This is a genomic window from Microbacterium sp. GW823-FHT02G05 (assembly GCF_058797175.1).
Genome location: NZ_JBXAJK010000001.1, coordinates 1,219,396 through 1,232,926, shown reverse-complemented (window position 1 = coordinate 1,232,926; position 13,531 = coordinate 1,219,396). Strand labels below are relative to the sequence as shown.

13 protein-coding genes and 1 tRNA gene are annotated in these 13,531 nt (G+C 66.5%); 5 read left to right on the top strand and 9 right to left on the bottom strand.

Translation table 11 applies throughout. The features are described from left to right. Positions 1 to 10: 10 nt before the first annotated feature. Positions 11 to 1,387: an ABC transporter substrate-binding protein gene (locus tag AC1REM_RS05815; RefSeq protein WP_492513779.1), complete on the bottom strand. Its 1,377-nt coding sequence runs from the start codon at positions 1,385 to 1,387 to the stop codon at positions 11 to 13. Positions 1,388 to 1,608: 221 nt separating this feature from the next. Continuing rightward, positions 1,609 to 2,058 carry an aromatic ring-opening dioxygenase LigA gene (locus tag AC1REM_RS05810; protein WP_492513778.1) on the bottom strand — a complete coding sequence of 150 codons (450 nt, stop codon included), beginning with the start codon at positions 2,056 to 2,058 and terminating at the stop codon, positions 1,609 to 1,611. A gap of 237 nt (positions 2,059 to 2,295) precedes the next feature. Here AC1REM_RS05810 and AC1REM_RS05805 point away from each other — a divergent pair, with 237 nt between their 5' ends. Next, entirely contained in the window at positions 2,296 to 3,192 is an 897-nt protein-coding gene (locus tag AC1REM_RS05805; protein ID WP_492513777.1) for a hypothetical protein, read from the top strand. Positions 3,193 to 3,196: 4 nt separating this feature from the next. Here the strand turns inward: AC1REM_RS05805 and AC1REM_RS05800 are convergent, their stop codons facing one another. Further along, positions 3,197 to 3,766 carry a hypothetical protein gene (locus tag AC1REM_RS05800; protein ID WP_492513776.1) on the bottom strand — a complete coding sequence of 190 codons (570 nt, stop codon included), beginning with the start codon at positions 3,764 to 3,766 and terminating at the stop codon, positions 3,197 to 3,199. 50 nt (positions 3,767 to 3,816) lie between these two features. Continuing rightward, positions 3,817 to 5,250, bottom strand: a complete 1,434-nt coding sequence (locus tag AC1REM_RS05795) for a glycosyltransferase (protein WP_492513775.1) — start codon at positions 5,248 to 5,250, stop codon at positions 3,817 to 3,819. A 138-nt stretch (positions 5,251 to 5,388) separates the two neighbouring features. Here AC1REM_RS05795 and AC1REM_RS05790 point away from each other — a divergent pair, with 138 nt between their 5' ends. Both AC1REM_RS05790 and AC1REM_RS05785 read left to right on the top strand, forming a co-directional pair. Then, a complete protein-coding gene (locus tag AC1REM_RS05790) occupies positions 5,389 to 6,135 on the top strand; it encodes a phosphotransferase (RefSeq protein ID WP_492513774.1) in 747 nt (248 codons plus the stop codon). 50 nt (positions 6,136 to 6,185) lie between these two features. Next, complete coding sequence (locus AC1REM_RS05785) at positions 6,186 to 6,731, top strand: DnaJ family domain-containing protein (protein ID WP_492513773.1); 546 nt, start codon at positions 6,186 to 6,188, stop codon at positions 6,729 to 6,731. On the opposite strand, the gene AC1REM_RS05780 is transcribed toward AC1REM_RS05785, so the two are convergent. Both AC1REM_RS05780 and AC1REM_RS05775 read right to left on the bottom strand, forming a co-directional pair. Continuing rightward, positions 6,728 to 8,512 carry a sigma-70 family RNA polymerase sigma factor gene (locus tag AC1REM_RS05780; protein ID WP_492513772.1) on the bottom strand — a complete coding sequence of 595 codons (1,785 nt, stop codon included), beginning with the start codon at positions 8,510 to 8,512 and terminating at the stop codon, positions 6,728 to 6,730. The two genes, AC1REM_RS05785 and AC1REM_RS05780, sit on opposite strands and share 4 nt — an antisense overlap. A gap of 210 nt (positions 8,513 to 8,722) precedes the next feature. Then, positions 8,723 to 10,204 carry a VaFE repeat-containing surface-anchored protein gene (locus AC1REM_RS05775; protein ID WP_492513771.1) on the bottom strand — a complete coding sequence of 494 codons (1,482 nt, stop codon included), beginning with the start codon at positions 10,202 to 10,204 and terminating at the stop codon, positions 8,723 to 8,725. A gap of 158 nt (positions 10,205 to 10,362) precedes the next feature. Here AC1REM_RS05775 and AC1REM_RS05770 point away from each other — a divergent pair, with 158 nt between their 5' ends. Further along, the gene (locus tag AC1REM_RS05770) at positions 10,363 to 10,845 is read left to right on the top strand and encodes a hypothetical protein (protein ID WP_492513770.1); all 483 of its coding nucleotides are present in this window, start codon (positions 10,363 to 10,365) and stop codon (positions 10,843 to 10,845) included. Positions 10,846 to 10,893: 48 nt separating this feature from the next. Here AC1REM_RS05770 and AC1REM_RS05765 read toward each other — a convergent pair. Continuing rightward, positions 10,894 to 10,983: transfer RNA gene (locus tag AC1REM_RS05765), tRNA-Ser, on the bottom strand. Between the two features lie 58 nt (positions 10,984 to 11,041). Beyond that, a complete protein-coding gene (locus AC1REM_RS05760; RefSeq protein WP_492513769.1) occupies positions 11,042 to 12,091 on the bottom strand; it encodes a hypothetical protein in 1,050 nt (349 codons plus the stop codon). Positions 12,092 to 12,247: 156 nt separating this feature from the next. Between AC1REM_RS05760 and AC1REM_RS05755 the strand changes: the two genes are divergently transcribed. Beyond that, positions 12,248 to 13,024 carry a hypothetical protein gene (locus AC1REM_RS05755; RefSeq protein WP_492513768.1) on the top strand — a complete coding sequence of 259 codons (777 nt, stop codon included), beginning with the start codon at positions 12,248 to 12,250 and terminating at the stop codon, positions 13,022 to 13,024. A gap of 9 nt (positions 13,025 to 13,033) precedes the next feature. Here the strand turns inward: AC1REM_RS05755 and AC1REM_RS05750 are convergent, their stop codons facing one another. Further along, complete coding sequence (locus AC1REM_RS05750; RefSeq protein ID WP_492513767.1) at positions 13,034 to 13,495, bottom strand: SRPBCC domain-containing protein; 462 nt, start codon at positions 13,493 to 13,495, stop codon at positions 13,034 to 13,036. Positions 13,496 to 13,531: the final 36 nt, after the last annotated feature.

The following is a 13,531-nucleotide window of genomic DNA, read 5'->3' as shown; positions in this document are numbered from 1 at the left end:
GGGACGGGGACTACTCAGTCATCTCCACGAGTTCCTTCTGCGCTTCTTCAGCAGCATCCGGAACTGAGGTCTCACCGGTCTGGGCTAGCGAGCCCCAGTAGCCGATCCGGTCCATGATCTGCCCCAGGTTGGGGTTCGCGGGCACGTAACTGATACCGCGATCCGAGAGCGCCTTCGCCTTGTCGAGTGACTCGAGGATCGTCGGGAAGAGGGTCTCCTCCGTAGGCGTCGACGGGTTGGAGAATTGCGAAGTGCGCGTGGGGACTCCGCCCGCTGCGACGTAGGTGGTGCTCATCTCCTTGCTCGCCAGGTACGTGATCAGCGCCATAGCAGCGCCCGGGTTCTTGCTCTTAGATGCGAGCGCCATGCGCCAACCTGCAATCGCGGCTGCCTCGCCCTTTGGCCCGTCCGGGGGCGACATGAAAGCGACGGTGTCGGCGATCTGCGACTGGGCCGGATCGAGCAGGCGCGGCGCAATTGCCGTGGCATCAAACCACATCGCCGTCTTGCCGGATGCGAATGCCGAGAGCGCCTCCTCGTGTGTGTAGTTGGCGATGTCGGGCGGTCCGAAGCTGAGCAAGTCGACGTAGAACTGCAGGGCATCGACCATCTCGGGATCGTTCATCGTGGGCTTGCCCGTCTTCTGGTCGATGAAGCCGTCCGTCATTGTGTACATGATGCTCATCAGGCCCGACCCGAAGTGGATGCCGCGCTGGGCACGCATCGCGACCCCGTACAGGCCCGGCTCCTTGCCGTTGAAGAACTCTGCGAGCTCAAGGAACTCCGCCATGTCTTTCGGGGGCTGCTTGCCGTACTTCTCGAAGAGATCGGCGCGATAGCCCAGGAAGCGGGTCTCTCCCGCGATGGGAACGCCGAAGATCTCACCATCGAAGTCATCGACCGAGGAGTAGGCGGGCACGATGTCGTCATAGTCGAACCAGGAAGGAGCAGCATTCTCGTCGTCGAGGTAGCTGTTCAGCGGTGCGATGACCTTCTTGTCGACGAACTCCGCCTGCGCGAACGGGTCGACCAGAAGAATGTCGTAGATCTGGGTGTTCGAGGTGTAGTCGAGCAGTTGCTTGTTCTTGAGCGATGTCTGCTCCATGACGTCCCAGTTGACCTTGATTCCGGTCAGATCGGTGAACTCAGCATCCATGGTGCGAAACGCCTCGATCGACGGGTGCGCGTGCGCGGCGATCGTGATCTCGGTGCCTTCATAGGCCTCGCGGATGTTCGCTCCCCAGCCTTCAAGGGTGCTGGAGTCGTGTGATTGGGGCAGAGGGCTGGCCTCGGGCGTAGCGGGCGCTCCCGCGCTGCATGCCGCGAGCGACAGGCCCGCGGCAAGCGCGATTGCGCCTGTCGCTGTTCGACGGACGATTGCGGTCATCTCGTATTCCTCCATTGGAACTGAGCGGATGTGGAAACTCCTCGCCACTGCCTCAGGTCGCAGCGACTCCGACCATCATGCGCGAGACTTCATGAATATGCAATAGTTTCTTGCATATTCATGAAACCTTCCTCCCGTTCGCCGTTCGCGGCCTCACGCTCACCGAGCAACAGCGCAGCGCCCTGTCGCCTCCGCGGGCGACAGGGCGCTGCAAAGGGTGCCTAGACTGCCGGCGCGGCCCCCCGCCGCGATGACAGCAGACCGATGTAGGCGAAGAGCACCGCGATAACGCCAACCCCGACCGCGAAGAGGGCGACGCCGAAGGACACGACCGAGGTGAACAGCGACGCCCGCAGGAATGAGGCGGTCTTGACGGTTTCGCGCTTCGGATCGTCCTGGTCGAGTTCGGCGTAGGTCTTGCCGTCGGTCATCGACAGGGCGTGCTGGTTGATGGCCTCCGCCTGCGCGAACGCAGAGATCGGATCCTGCACCCTACTTCCGGCGAGAAGCGCTGCGTCGTCGGACACGGTGATGTTCTCCGATGCGAGCTGAGTGCTCACAATGATCCAGGCACCGATGCCCGCTGTGATGAAGAGAGCCCCGATCACCATCGCGGCGAGTGCAGCGAGTCGGATCCGACGGGCGTTGTGAGTGAGTTTTCCGGTCGTCATTCTGGCGTCTTTCGTGTTGAGTGTGTTTATCGAGTTGCGTGAAAGACCAGCCGAAGAAGAGGCGAATGAGCCTCCTGTTTGGCGGGCAGCGTTCAGTGTCGACCACGAGAGCGCGCGGTTGGGGCGCTGCACGAGGGCGTGTGGATTTCCCTATCCGCACCCCGCAGCTCCACCTGAGACGCGCTCGCCCAGCGCCTGCGAGTAGCGTGCGGGGGCAACGTCAGCGACGATAGGGAGATGTTTGGTTCTCGCTGGCGACGGATGCTGCGCCGTCACCGTGACACCGTGGATCTGCGGTGGCTGTCGGCGAGGTCCTTCACCGAGAAGTGGTACCCGCAGGGCATCGACGTCGGCGTCTGGCAGGGCCGGCGCGCGCTCGCCGTGAGCTGGTTCCGCAAAGACAAGACGGGGCTGCACCTCGCGTCCCGCGTGACCCTCATCGATCCACAGCGCTCCCGTCACCTCGATCTGAGTTTCGCGATCCAAGATGAGAACGGCGATCTCCAGCCTGCGCAGATCCATGCCGGCGGTCTGGCCTGGTTCGACGACCGTCTCTTCGCGGCGGCGACCAACGAGGGCGTCTGGGAGTTCGATCTCAGCTCGGTCACGCGTCTGCACCGAAAGGATGTGCGCCGGATCACGGGGCGACGAGGGCTCAGCGGTCTCGCCGTCGTGCGCACGCGCGTCCACCCCGTCTCACTGCGCTGCTCGTTCCTCGGCCGCGCCTTCGAGGCCGATGGCACCCCTCTGCCGCGCGTGCTGATCGGCGAGTATCGCGCCGACGACCGCGGGCGCATCGGCGAGTTCACGATCCCCGAGGGTTCCTCCGGCTTCGTCCCTGTCGACGACCCGACGCCGGTCGCCGACATCGAGGCGGATGCACCGGGCATCCCCCGCATGCAGGGCGTCGCCCGATGGGGCGATCAGATCTTCGTCTCCCAGTCGCGAGGCCTCAGCAAGCCCGGTCGCCTCTGGGTCGGTGAGGGGCGGATGCTGCAGCGCAGCCCCATCCCTCTGCCGGTGGGCACGGAGGATCTGGCGCTCGACCCGCAGGATCAGATGCTGTGGACGGTCGGCGAGCACCCCTGGAAGCGCGTCGTGCGCGGCATCCGCTTCGCCACGCTCGGCCTCTGAGAGCTCACCTCGACACGGGCGGGGACGTGAGTTCGGAGATGATCTCCGCGACCCCCGCATGAGCGTAGTTCGGGGCGAGCCCGTCGATGACGTGGCGCCGAATACGGGAGACGGTCAGCCTCTGCGGCGCCAAATCTGTCACAGAGGCGATTCCGCGTGCGAACTGCGCGAACGCACGCAGGTCGCGACAGAGCTGCGTGATGCGCACAGCCGGATCGGCCGCCCACCGCAGCGGGTAGCGATTGTCTCGTGTGTACGTGAGCCCCCACGAACGCAGGGGCGCAATGAGCGTGGCCGCCTCTGCGGGCCGCGCGGAGGACGCACGCATCCGCTCCTCGACTTCGGTGATGATGAGGGTCCCCGAGGCGGTGAGGTCGATCCCGTCACGGGTGTGCCGACCGGTCATCTCACCAATCACGACCCGCGCACGAACCCCCTCTGACTGCGCGCGTTCCCACTCCCACGTGCCGTTCTGCGAAGAAGCGAGGCTGAACCCCTCGGAGCGGGCCGTCTCATCGGCCTGCGGCAGGAACTGAGCCACCCACTGTCGCCGATACTCCTCACGCGAAATCATGGTCACATCCTCGCAGTCGCCACCACTCGACGGATTCCCGTGACGCGATCTCAGCGACGAAGGCGAGACAGGAACCCGCGGGGTTCGACGGGCTCGTGCCCTGCGGCCTCGCGCAGCACTCGCGCCCAGATCTCGATCACGCGTGCCTCGGTGAAGTCCGCGGCGCGCTTGCGCGCACTGCGACGCATCGCTGTCAGGCGCCGCTCGGGGAGGCGGGATGCCTCGACAAGTGCGGCCGCAAGGCCCGCGATGTCGTTCTTCGCGACGAGCCATCCGTTCTTGCCGTGCTCGATGAAATCGCTCGGCCCGTAGCTGATGTCGTAGGCGATCGGCAAACAGCCCGCCGCCATGGCTTCGCCGATGGCGAGCGCGAAGGCCTCGGACCGGCTGGTCAGCAGAAGGACGGATGCCTGCGCCAGACGTTCCTGCACGTCGGTCGTGAAGCCGTTCAGCCGCACGGTCGGGTCGCCGTTCGTCTGTGCTTCCAGCTCCGCCCGCAGGGGGCCGTCTCCGTAGACATCGAGTGTGATCGGCGAGGCGAGTGTCTCGTTCGCGCGCTGCACGGCCTCGATCGCATGCTCGACCTGCTTGAGGGGCTCAAGTCGCGCGACCATGGCTGCGCCGGTTCTGCCGGAGTCCGCGGACGGCATCGGATCGGGCAGTGAGTTCGGCACCGTGAAGAGCCGCGGTTCGGGACCGACGATCGTGCGGACGTCGGCCCGCTGTCCGTTGGTCGGGAAGACCACGGCGTCGAAGTCCGACAGGCGAGCGAACACTTCACGGCGGGAGACGCGCACGGGCTCCGGGCCGTCGTTGAGGTGCGAGCCGTGCACGACATGGATCGTGGTGACGTGCTCACGTCGATACGTGAGGACGAACTTCGCGACAACCTTGCTGTCGACGATGAGGAACGACGGTTTCTTCGCTGTGAAGCGGTCGAGCCAGGCGGTGTACAGATGCCAGACCTTGCGCCACGACCTCACCGGTGCGCCGGTCTCATCGCACAGCACGAGCGAACGGCCGCTCTTCGTGCCCGGTTCGGTGCTGTCGTAGCGGTCACTGAGCACGAGCGTTCCGTCGGCACGAAGGTGGTCGATCTGCATCACGTCACCGGCATCGTTGTGCCGGATGCGACGACGCGCCGGCCCGTCCTCGGTGTCACGCTCGTCCAGCCCCTGGCCGGGTTCGATGGGGGTGAAGACCTCTCGGTCGAGGTACAAGCCACCGCCGGGAAGAGGATGCTCTCGGAGCCAGTCGTACAGGTTTCCGACGGTCACACCGTCGATGAGCGCCTCGCGCTCGGCCAGCACCTGGTCGCGGCGCACGCGGTTCTCGCGCGGATCCAGGGTGAACACCGAGACATCCGTTCCCCCCAGGGTTCGAAACGCCCGAGAGCGGCGCAGCATGGCCGTCGTGAGCCCGCCGAAGGAGTCGGGGATCGACCAGGTCAGCGCGATCTGCCGCCCCTCGGGAAACTGCACCATGCGTGGCATCCGGAGTAACTCCCTCGATTCGTTCGCCCGACACCTTGGAAAGGCGCCAGGGCGGGGCAGGAACCTCGACACTACGCGAGGCAACCCGAGGTTGCCTGGGGAACAGCGCACGCCGCCTACGCTGAGGGGATGACCACGGAAGAGCCCCTCGCCGGCGGCAACGCGACGACGGGCGTCGTGCGCGTGGGCGAGACGGTGCGCAAGCCATGGCTGTCCTCGACGCCTGCGGTGGCCCGGTTGATGGCGGTCGTACAGGATGCCGGGATCGATGTTCCGACGCATCTGGGTGCTGACGCAGCGGGTCGACAGAGCATCGAGTTCGTGCCCGGCCGGATGGCGATGGACCTGCTGCCGCTGAACGGTCGCGACCTGCGACAGGTGGGGGCCTTGATCCGCCGCATCCACGACGCGTGCGCGGATGTACCGCTCGACGATGACTGGCAGCCCGCGCTGATCCCCGCTCCGGACCCCGACCTGGTCTGCCACAACGACCTCACCCCGTGGAATCTCGTGATGGGTGAACGGTGGGCCTTCATCGACTGGGATGCGGCCGGTCCGAGCTCGCGGCTGTGGGATCTCGCATACTCGGCGCAGGCGTTCGCCGGGATCGCGGAAGGCGCGCCTGTGGAGGCCGCTGCGGCGCGGCTCGCGGCGATCATCGACGGCTATGCGCCGTCTGACGAGCTCCGCGCGGCACTGCCCGCAATGCTGGGCACCCGCGCGGCCGCCATGCATACGATGCTGCGCGACGCCTCCACATCCGGTGTCGAACCATGGTCGACGATGTTCGTCGAAGGCCACGGCGCATACTGGGCGGGAGCCACCGAGTACGCGCGCGCTCACGAAGCAGAGTGGGCGCGGGCGCTGGGTATCTGAGCCCGGCCGACGCTGTTGACCAGAGATTTCGGTCCCGGAAGGAGCATGATGTGAACCGTGAAGACGCCGACGATACGCCCGAGCACGGCGCGGGCGGCCCACCGCGGTGGTCGACCACGGAAGAGCGCTGGGCTGCGGTCGAGCTGACGATCCAGATGGCGATTGACCGCGGCGAGTTCGACAACCTTCCGGGCGCAGGAAAGCCGATCGAAGGTCTCGGGAGCCCGAATGATCCGGACTGGTGGATCCGCCGGAAGATCCAGAGCGAAGACCTCACAGGTCTCGCACCGCCTGCCTTCCAGCTGCGCAAAGAATCGGCGGAGGTCGAGGAGACGCTCGACGCCATGTGGCACGAGTCCGATGTACGCGAGTACCTGGAGGAGTTCAACAAGCGCGTCCGCCACGCGCGGATGCAACTGCTCGGCGGGCCGCCCGTCGTGACCGCGCTGCGCAACATCGATGACGACATCACGGCCTGGCGCGAGCGCAAGCGGGCATCCAGCCCGGCCATCCCTGAGCCTGCCCCGCCCACGCCGAAGCGGCGCCTCTGGTGGCGGAGACCGCGGCCGTCGAACAACGGAGACCCCGTCGACTAAGGATCAGTGATCTCGAACGTCATCTCTTCGGGCCCGGGGCCCCAGGGGTCGAAGATGATCTCGGGGTCGTAGACATCGAGCGCATGCTCTGTGGGCGGGCCCCAGTTCTCGTCTACGTCCAGCGCGCGGAACGTGAACCAGTACCAGCCTCGTGAGTGCATCCGCAGCCGCTTCAGCGCGTTCCCGTTCTCATCGAGGGGGATGATCGCGGTGTGCCCCTGCATGGTGGTGATGAAGATGGAGCCGTTCGCCGGCCCGGTGGCGGAGATCACGAGACCCGTGGTGCTCGCCTCCGCGACCTGCATGTCTTCCATACCGGAGATATTCTCGAAGCCGCCGATGACGACGGGAAGGATCGTGAAGGTCCCTGTCGTCGAGGGAGACGGTCCGGTGCTGTCGAAGGCCCACGCCTGATACTCATAGTCTCCCGCGGCGAGCTGAAGGCCGCGCGGATCGAACGACCACGTGCCGTCCGCCGCAACCGCCGGCGCATAGCGCTGTCCGTCTACCTCGATGCCGATCTCCGCCCCCGGCGTCGTCCGCCCCGCCAGCACCGGAGCGAGATAGCCGGATGACGTCGGCGGTGTGGACATTCCCGGGCTCGGCGCCGATTCCGCGCCTTCGCCGGGGCCCGGTGTCGTGCCGGGTGCCGTCACAGGCGCGGTCGGGGCCAGCGGCACCTCCGCAGCCGGATCATTGACGAGATCGACGGAATCGATCGAAGGGTCGGCATTCCAGCGTCCGGTCGGCGATGGCACGGCCGGCAGGGTGGGCGCGGGCGCGACGACCGCACCTTCGGGAACGATCAGATCGGGCGCGACGGGCGCCGTGCTCGTCGTCGAGTCCGCGACAGCCTCAGAAGGAGCCACCGGCCCCGGCCCGGGGAGCAGAAGTGTCGTGAGCAGAACGCCGCCGAGGGAGAGTGCGCCGATACCACCGGTGATGAGTCCGGTGAGGCCGATCCCCGCCCCTGCGGTGACGATCGCCGCCGCAGCCACGGTTCCGGGCGCGAATGCGCTCACGGAAGGAAGCGTGACGCCCAGGGCACCGAAACCGACCGCCGACAAGGTGACGTTCTGCAGTCTCCGCGCGTCGTTGCGCAGATTGAGGAGCAGTTCGCTGCAGACGGAGCATTCCGCGACATGCGTGGAGACCTCCTCCGCCACGGTCATGTCCTGAGGCTCCGCAAGATGACGAGGGAAGAGATGCGCAGCGTGGGCCGTGTCGTCGCGCAACGCGAGCGGAATCTGTCGCGCAAGCCAGTTCAGCTTGAGGCCCGAGCGGGCGCGGCGTTGCAGCGCGGAGACGGCGTTCGGCTTGATGCCGAGCTCGAGGGCGATCTCGGGACGCCCGACCTCGGCGACCTCGCTCAGCCACAGCACTCGCTGCCAGCGTTCCGGAAGCTCCTCGAATGCCCCTCGCAGATCGCTGGCGTTCGCCTCCCTTTCGATGAGGTTGAGCGCATCGCGGAAGTCCGTGCTGTCAGCGGCGGCGGTGTCGTCGACGAGGTCGGCCTCTTTCCGCCACCGGATGGCGGTGTTGCGGATCACCGCCTTGAGGTACGAGCGAAAGGCGAACTCAGGCCCTTTGCCGGTGGTCGTCACCTGCTGGTAGATCGCAAGGAATGCCTCCGAGGCCAGATCCTCCCCGCGCGCAGGGTAGACCCGGTGCGCATAGCGCAGGGCGGCGCCGATGTGGCGCTCCCACAGAATCGCATATGCGCTCTGATCTCCCTCGCGCAGGCTGCGAAGAAGATCGGCGTCGCCACGAGACTCGTTCACGTCTTCCCCTCAGAACGACGCTCGCCCGCCTCTCCGGCTTCGGGCCGAGAGGACGAGCACGGCCGATCCGCCTCGCCCGCATCCACATCCTAGAAGTCGGATGCCCGCGTGGCACCTCTCTCACAGAAGTTTCCGTGGAGCGGATATCCGTGGTGCATGAGTGAGGCAGGGGCGCGGTTCGGGTTCCGCTCCCCTGCCTCACTGGTCGGATCAGGCTTCTGCTGATCGCCGTCTGGCCATCAGCAGAGCCGCGCCGGCGATGACGCTGAGCAACGCACCGGCGGCGAGCGCAACCGGCGCCGGTGAACCGGTCGCGGCGAGGTGCTGTCCGCCCGACGGGCTCGGTCCGGCGGGCACGACCGGCGCGACCGGCACTGCGGCGTCTACGACGACCGTCTGAGCCGCGTCCTCGATGTCGGTGTGAGCCGCAACAGGTTCGCCGAGTGTGTCCGTCCCCACGAACAGCCACTCGAATGCGACGAGAGTCTGACCTGCGAATCCCTCCGGCACGACGAAGCTGACATCGACCGATCCGTTGGCGGACGTCGGGGTGAACGTCGTCGTTCCCGTGATGCCCGTCGACGAGCCATCCGATTTGCGCATCAGCTCACCGACAAGCGTGTACTCCGTGCCGGGCACCAGGTTCTCGTAGGCGACGGTGTCGATCACCGTGCCGCCGTTCCAGGCCAGCACCCGGTCTCCGTCCGCGGAGTCGACCAAAGACGTTCCGATGACGGGCACGACAGCTCCCGGCACTGCGGCCCACGCCGCGGCCGCCTCGGCCGTCGTGGTCGCCGAGCCCGGGGCGACCAAGATGATCGTCTGCGCATGATCCGCCTCGCTCGGCGTGCCTCCGGGTGTGTTCGGGACAGACACGACCTTGCCGGTTGTCGCACCGTCCGCGACGACCCGAACGGTGGCGCTTCCGGCGGCCGTGGTTCCGCGCAGGTCGAGATAGATCTCCTGCCCGTCGGCGACGGCGTTCACGTCGATCGCATTCCCGTCCACGTCCGTGACGGTGACGGCGGGGTCGACGGAGAGCGCGACAGTCGCCTGGTTGGTGTTCACGAGGAACGGGCCGACGAGCGTTCCGGCCGCCTGCGCCGCGCTCGGTGCCGTCACAGATGCCGTGACGGTGAGTTCACTCGGCGTCAGACCGGAGCTGGCATTCGCGCCGTTCACCAGATACCAATAGGCCGCTTCCGACTCGGGCGTCTCCCACGCCCACGCCGCATCGAAGGTGAGATCCGTGTAGCGCCAGATCGCATACTGCGTGGCCTCGATCGCGTCACTGCGCGAGATCAGGGGCACGCCCGACTCAGCAGCCAGCTCTTCGAGGCTCACTGCCGGGTAGCTGTTGGCGAGGACCCAGAGGACCTTGCCGGGGATCGCCGGATCGGCGAAGTAGTTGCTTCCGAGGAAGCTGTCGGCGTCGCCAGCGATGCCCTGGAGACCGGTCTTGGCGGTCACGTCGTGCTCGATGCAATAGGCCCAGTAGTCAGGCTCCCCAGCCTGACTACCCGATGACCAGATCGGGAAGATGCCTGTGCCCGGGTACCCTTCCCGCCCGCCGATGTAGACGGGGTCGCCGTTCTCGATCTCGGCGGCCATCGCTGCGCTGGGCGCGAAGATCACACCGAGGGCGAGCAGCGCCCCCGCGAACATCGCTCCCCCTCGGCTCGATCTCTTCACAAACGTGCTTCTCATCGTTCCACTCCCCTTCATCACACAGAATCCCCTCAGATCATGCCCGACTAGGCGTCGTTACATGAAGAAGGAGTCCGAACGGTCGAAGAGGTGACGCGGGCGAATGGATGAAAGATGAAGTTCATCTGTTGGAGTGTTCACGCGTGGCCTCGCGAGCCGCCGCCCTGGCGAGGAATGTCTGCGGCCGTCACCGCCACATGCTGTACTGGACGATCACCGTTGGCACCAGGGGTTCTGAGCACAGCGAGATCAGAAAGGCGCATCCATTGAGGATCTTCGTTCTCGTCGTAACGAGCGTCGTCGGGATACTGTGCGGCCTCGGCGCCGCTGCGCAACTCAACCTCTCAGGACTGGTGTGGGTAGGAGGCAGTTTCGGTCGCGCTCCCTATTGGGAGGACACAGAGAGCGAAGTAGGCGTGATACTTGCTTCGGTGCTTCTCCTGGTGTGGGTGTCGTCGCTTGTGGTGACGGCTATTGCTTCCTGGCCCGGTTCGGCCGTGACCGCAGGCGTCAAGGTGAGAGTTCTCGGGGTTGTCCTCGTATCCCTTTCCAGCGTCCTCGCCGTGGGAGCTCTGGTCGTCGCCCTGTTCGTCCTGCCGGCTCAATACAGCTGGGTGTATTACTGAGGACCGTTCCAGATATGCGAAAACCCCCTCACAAGGAGGGGGTTTCCATGGCGGTGACGGTGGGATTTGAACCCACGGTAGGGGTGAACCTACACAACATTTCGAGTGTTGCACCTTCGGCCGCTCGGACACGTCACCGCGGAAAAGCTTACGGCACCGCCCGCCTCAGCGCGAATCGAGTTCGCGGGGCGGCGTGTCACCAGGCCGCTGCGACCTCAGCGTGCGTGCGGAAGATGCCTTCGGTCGTTCCCTCGGGCGCGCGGCCGATGCCGCACTCGGTCGCCACCCCGTACGCCGGCACGAACTTCGATGCGACGGCGATGCGGCGATGCGCGCCTTCAACGCCGTCTTCGCGGTGCACGAGACCGATGTACAGCTCGGTCTCGTCCGCCAGCGTGAGATCTGCGAGCGGCGCGTAGTACGCCTCGTCGTCGCGCTCGATCGGCACGGGCAGGTGTAGCCAGGTCAGCGGACGAGCGGACGCCGCGACGATGGCGTTCGCGAAGCGGGTCAGTGTTCCCGCGTCCTTGGGCTCGATGAAGTGGGCTTCGGCGATGTCGCCGTAGCAGAGGTGCACACCGACCTCGACGTCCACGGGCACGGCATCCACGAGCGCGGCGAGACGCGAGACGAGCCCGTCGAAGGGATCGCCGGGCCACCAGGCCGACATGGGCTTGCCATACACGGCGGCCTGCTCGATGATGCCCATCTCCGAGGCGACGTCCCACTGGATCGCTAGGTCTTCGTGAGGGATCGCCGCGAGGATCTCGTCCAACTCACGCAGCATCGCCGCGGTGTAGACAGGCTCGATCGCCTCGCGGTCATCTCCGAAGAAGAACGCAGACACGACGGCGACGAGCGTCGGCAGCGACACCTGGAAACGCGTTCGGGCCGCGATCGCGCCCTCGGCGCGCAGACGGGCGAAGATCGCGTACGACTCGATCGCCGCAGACGCGTACCCCAGCGGCGGGAACTGCAGCGCGGCAGCGTCCACGCCGTCGGCGATGCGCAGAGGACGCGTGTCGAGAGTGCGCAGCATCCGCGGCTCGTCGCCGATGCGCTCGAGCCCCTCGGTCTGTCCGAGCACGTCGGGCTGGAACATGATCCAGTGGAACCTCTTGCCGACCTCGCCGTCCGGGATGCGATGCAGCAGCGGCCCCATCTCGGCCGCGGCCGTGCGCATCGTTTTCTCGGCGTCGTCGTAGTTCACGCTGCCGACGAGGTGGGCTCCCTGGGGTTGCGTCATGCCTCCACGCTATCGGTTTCATTCAGGCGGATGCTTCGCGCCGAGGCATCCCAAGTCACCTCCCGCGCCTTATTCACGGCGGCCCGAATCGGCGCTTTCCGCACTCTGGCTTAGCATGCCCTTAGTGCCTTTGGTGCCGCAGGAAAGGGTGAGCGCATGCCGTACTTCAGATCGAGTGCTCTCGACGAGACCGGATACGTCATCCTCGACCGTGCAGAGCGCGACGTGGATGCGAGCGAGTGGATGAACCTCGCGTACGTGCCGTGGCGGTCCTCCGGGGTGACCCGCTTCGCACCGCTGGCGAGTGCCTTCGGCGAGGTCGACTGCAACGCGTTCTGGAACCACACTCCCCCGCGCACCGACAAGGACGGCGTGTGGATCGCATCTCAGGTCGCGATCGCCCCGTCTCTGCAGCGCCGCGCTCTCGCGGCCGGCGCAGGGGTCGGCCGCTGCCGCGTCATCGAACTGCAGCCGAACACCTACGCTGACGCCATCTACAACCTGCACAAAGACGACAACAACCGCCTCAACCCCGAGGGCACCGGCTGGGTCGTCCGCGGCTACGAGAACCTCAGCGACGACGGCGAATCGCTGCTGATCCTCCGCGAGGATCGCTTCGATCCCGCGACCGAGACGCGAATCCCCCTCCCCGCAGGCACCCGACTCGTGCTCGACACACAGCGCTTCTGGCACGCGGTCTGGCACCGCGGCACCGCACCGCGGTACGCGCTCATCTCCTCGTGGACCTCCGGCCCGGAGCTCGACCGCTTCATCGCCGAGCGCCATGGTGCCGCTCGCGGCGCTCACATCGACCTGCCGGCCGATCTCATCGCCGACGGGCAGCAGGAGTTGCACCGGCGTCTGGAAGAGCGTCGGCGGATGCTGGAGGCCCAGGGCTTCACGGTCGATCCGCCCGAACCCGAAGACCTCTGAGCCTGAGGCTCAGCGCTCGACGTGGGCCGCCAGGTTGCGCAGCGACGCCGTCAGTCCTTCGATGTGATCCTCGGCAGAGATCCCCGACGGAACATCCTCCGCACGGAACAGCACCTGCGAGTGCGCTCCATCGGCGACGACCTCCCAGGTCATGCGCATGACACCCGCGAAGGCGTCGTCGTCAGTCTCGAACGTGATCGCCTGCACGATGCGCACCCCGGGCTCGAACGCGACGATCGTGGTCTCCACAACATCGTGCGCGGCATCGCTCTTTCCCGGCGCATCGCTGGCGTCGTCGTAGGTCAGCACCATACGCGTCTCCCCGCCGGCGCGCGCATCGAAGCGTTCCACGCGCGCCGTCATGCCGTCAGGGGCGAGCCACTGCTCCAGACTCTCCGGCGTCGTCAGCGCGGTGAACACCCGCACCGGTGAGGCATCGATCATTCGGCGTACTTCGTCTGTGCGCGTCATCCCTCCACGCTACGTCGGCACCGCAGAGGTGTCACC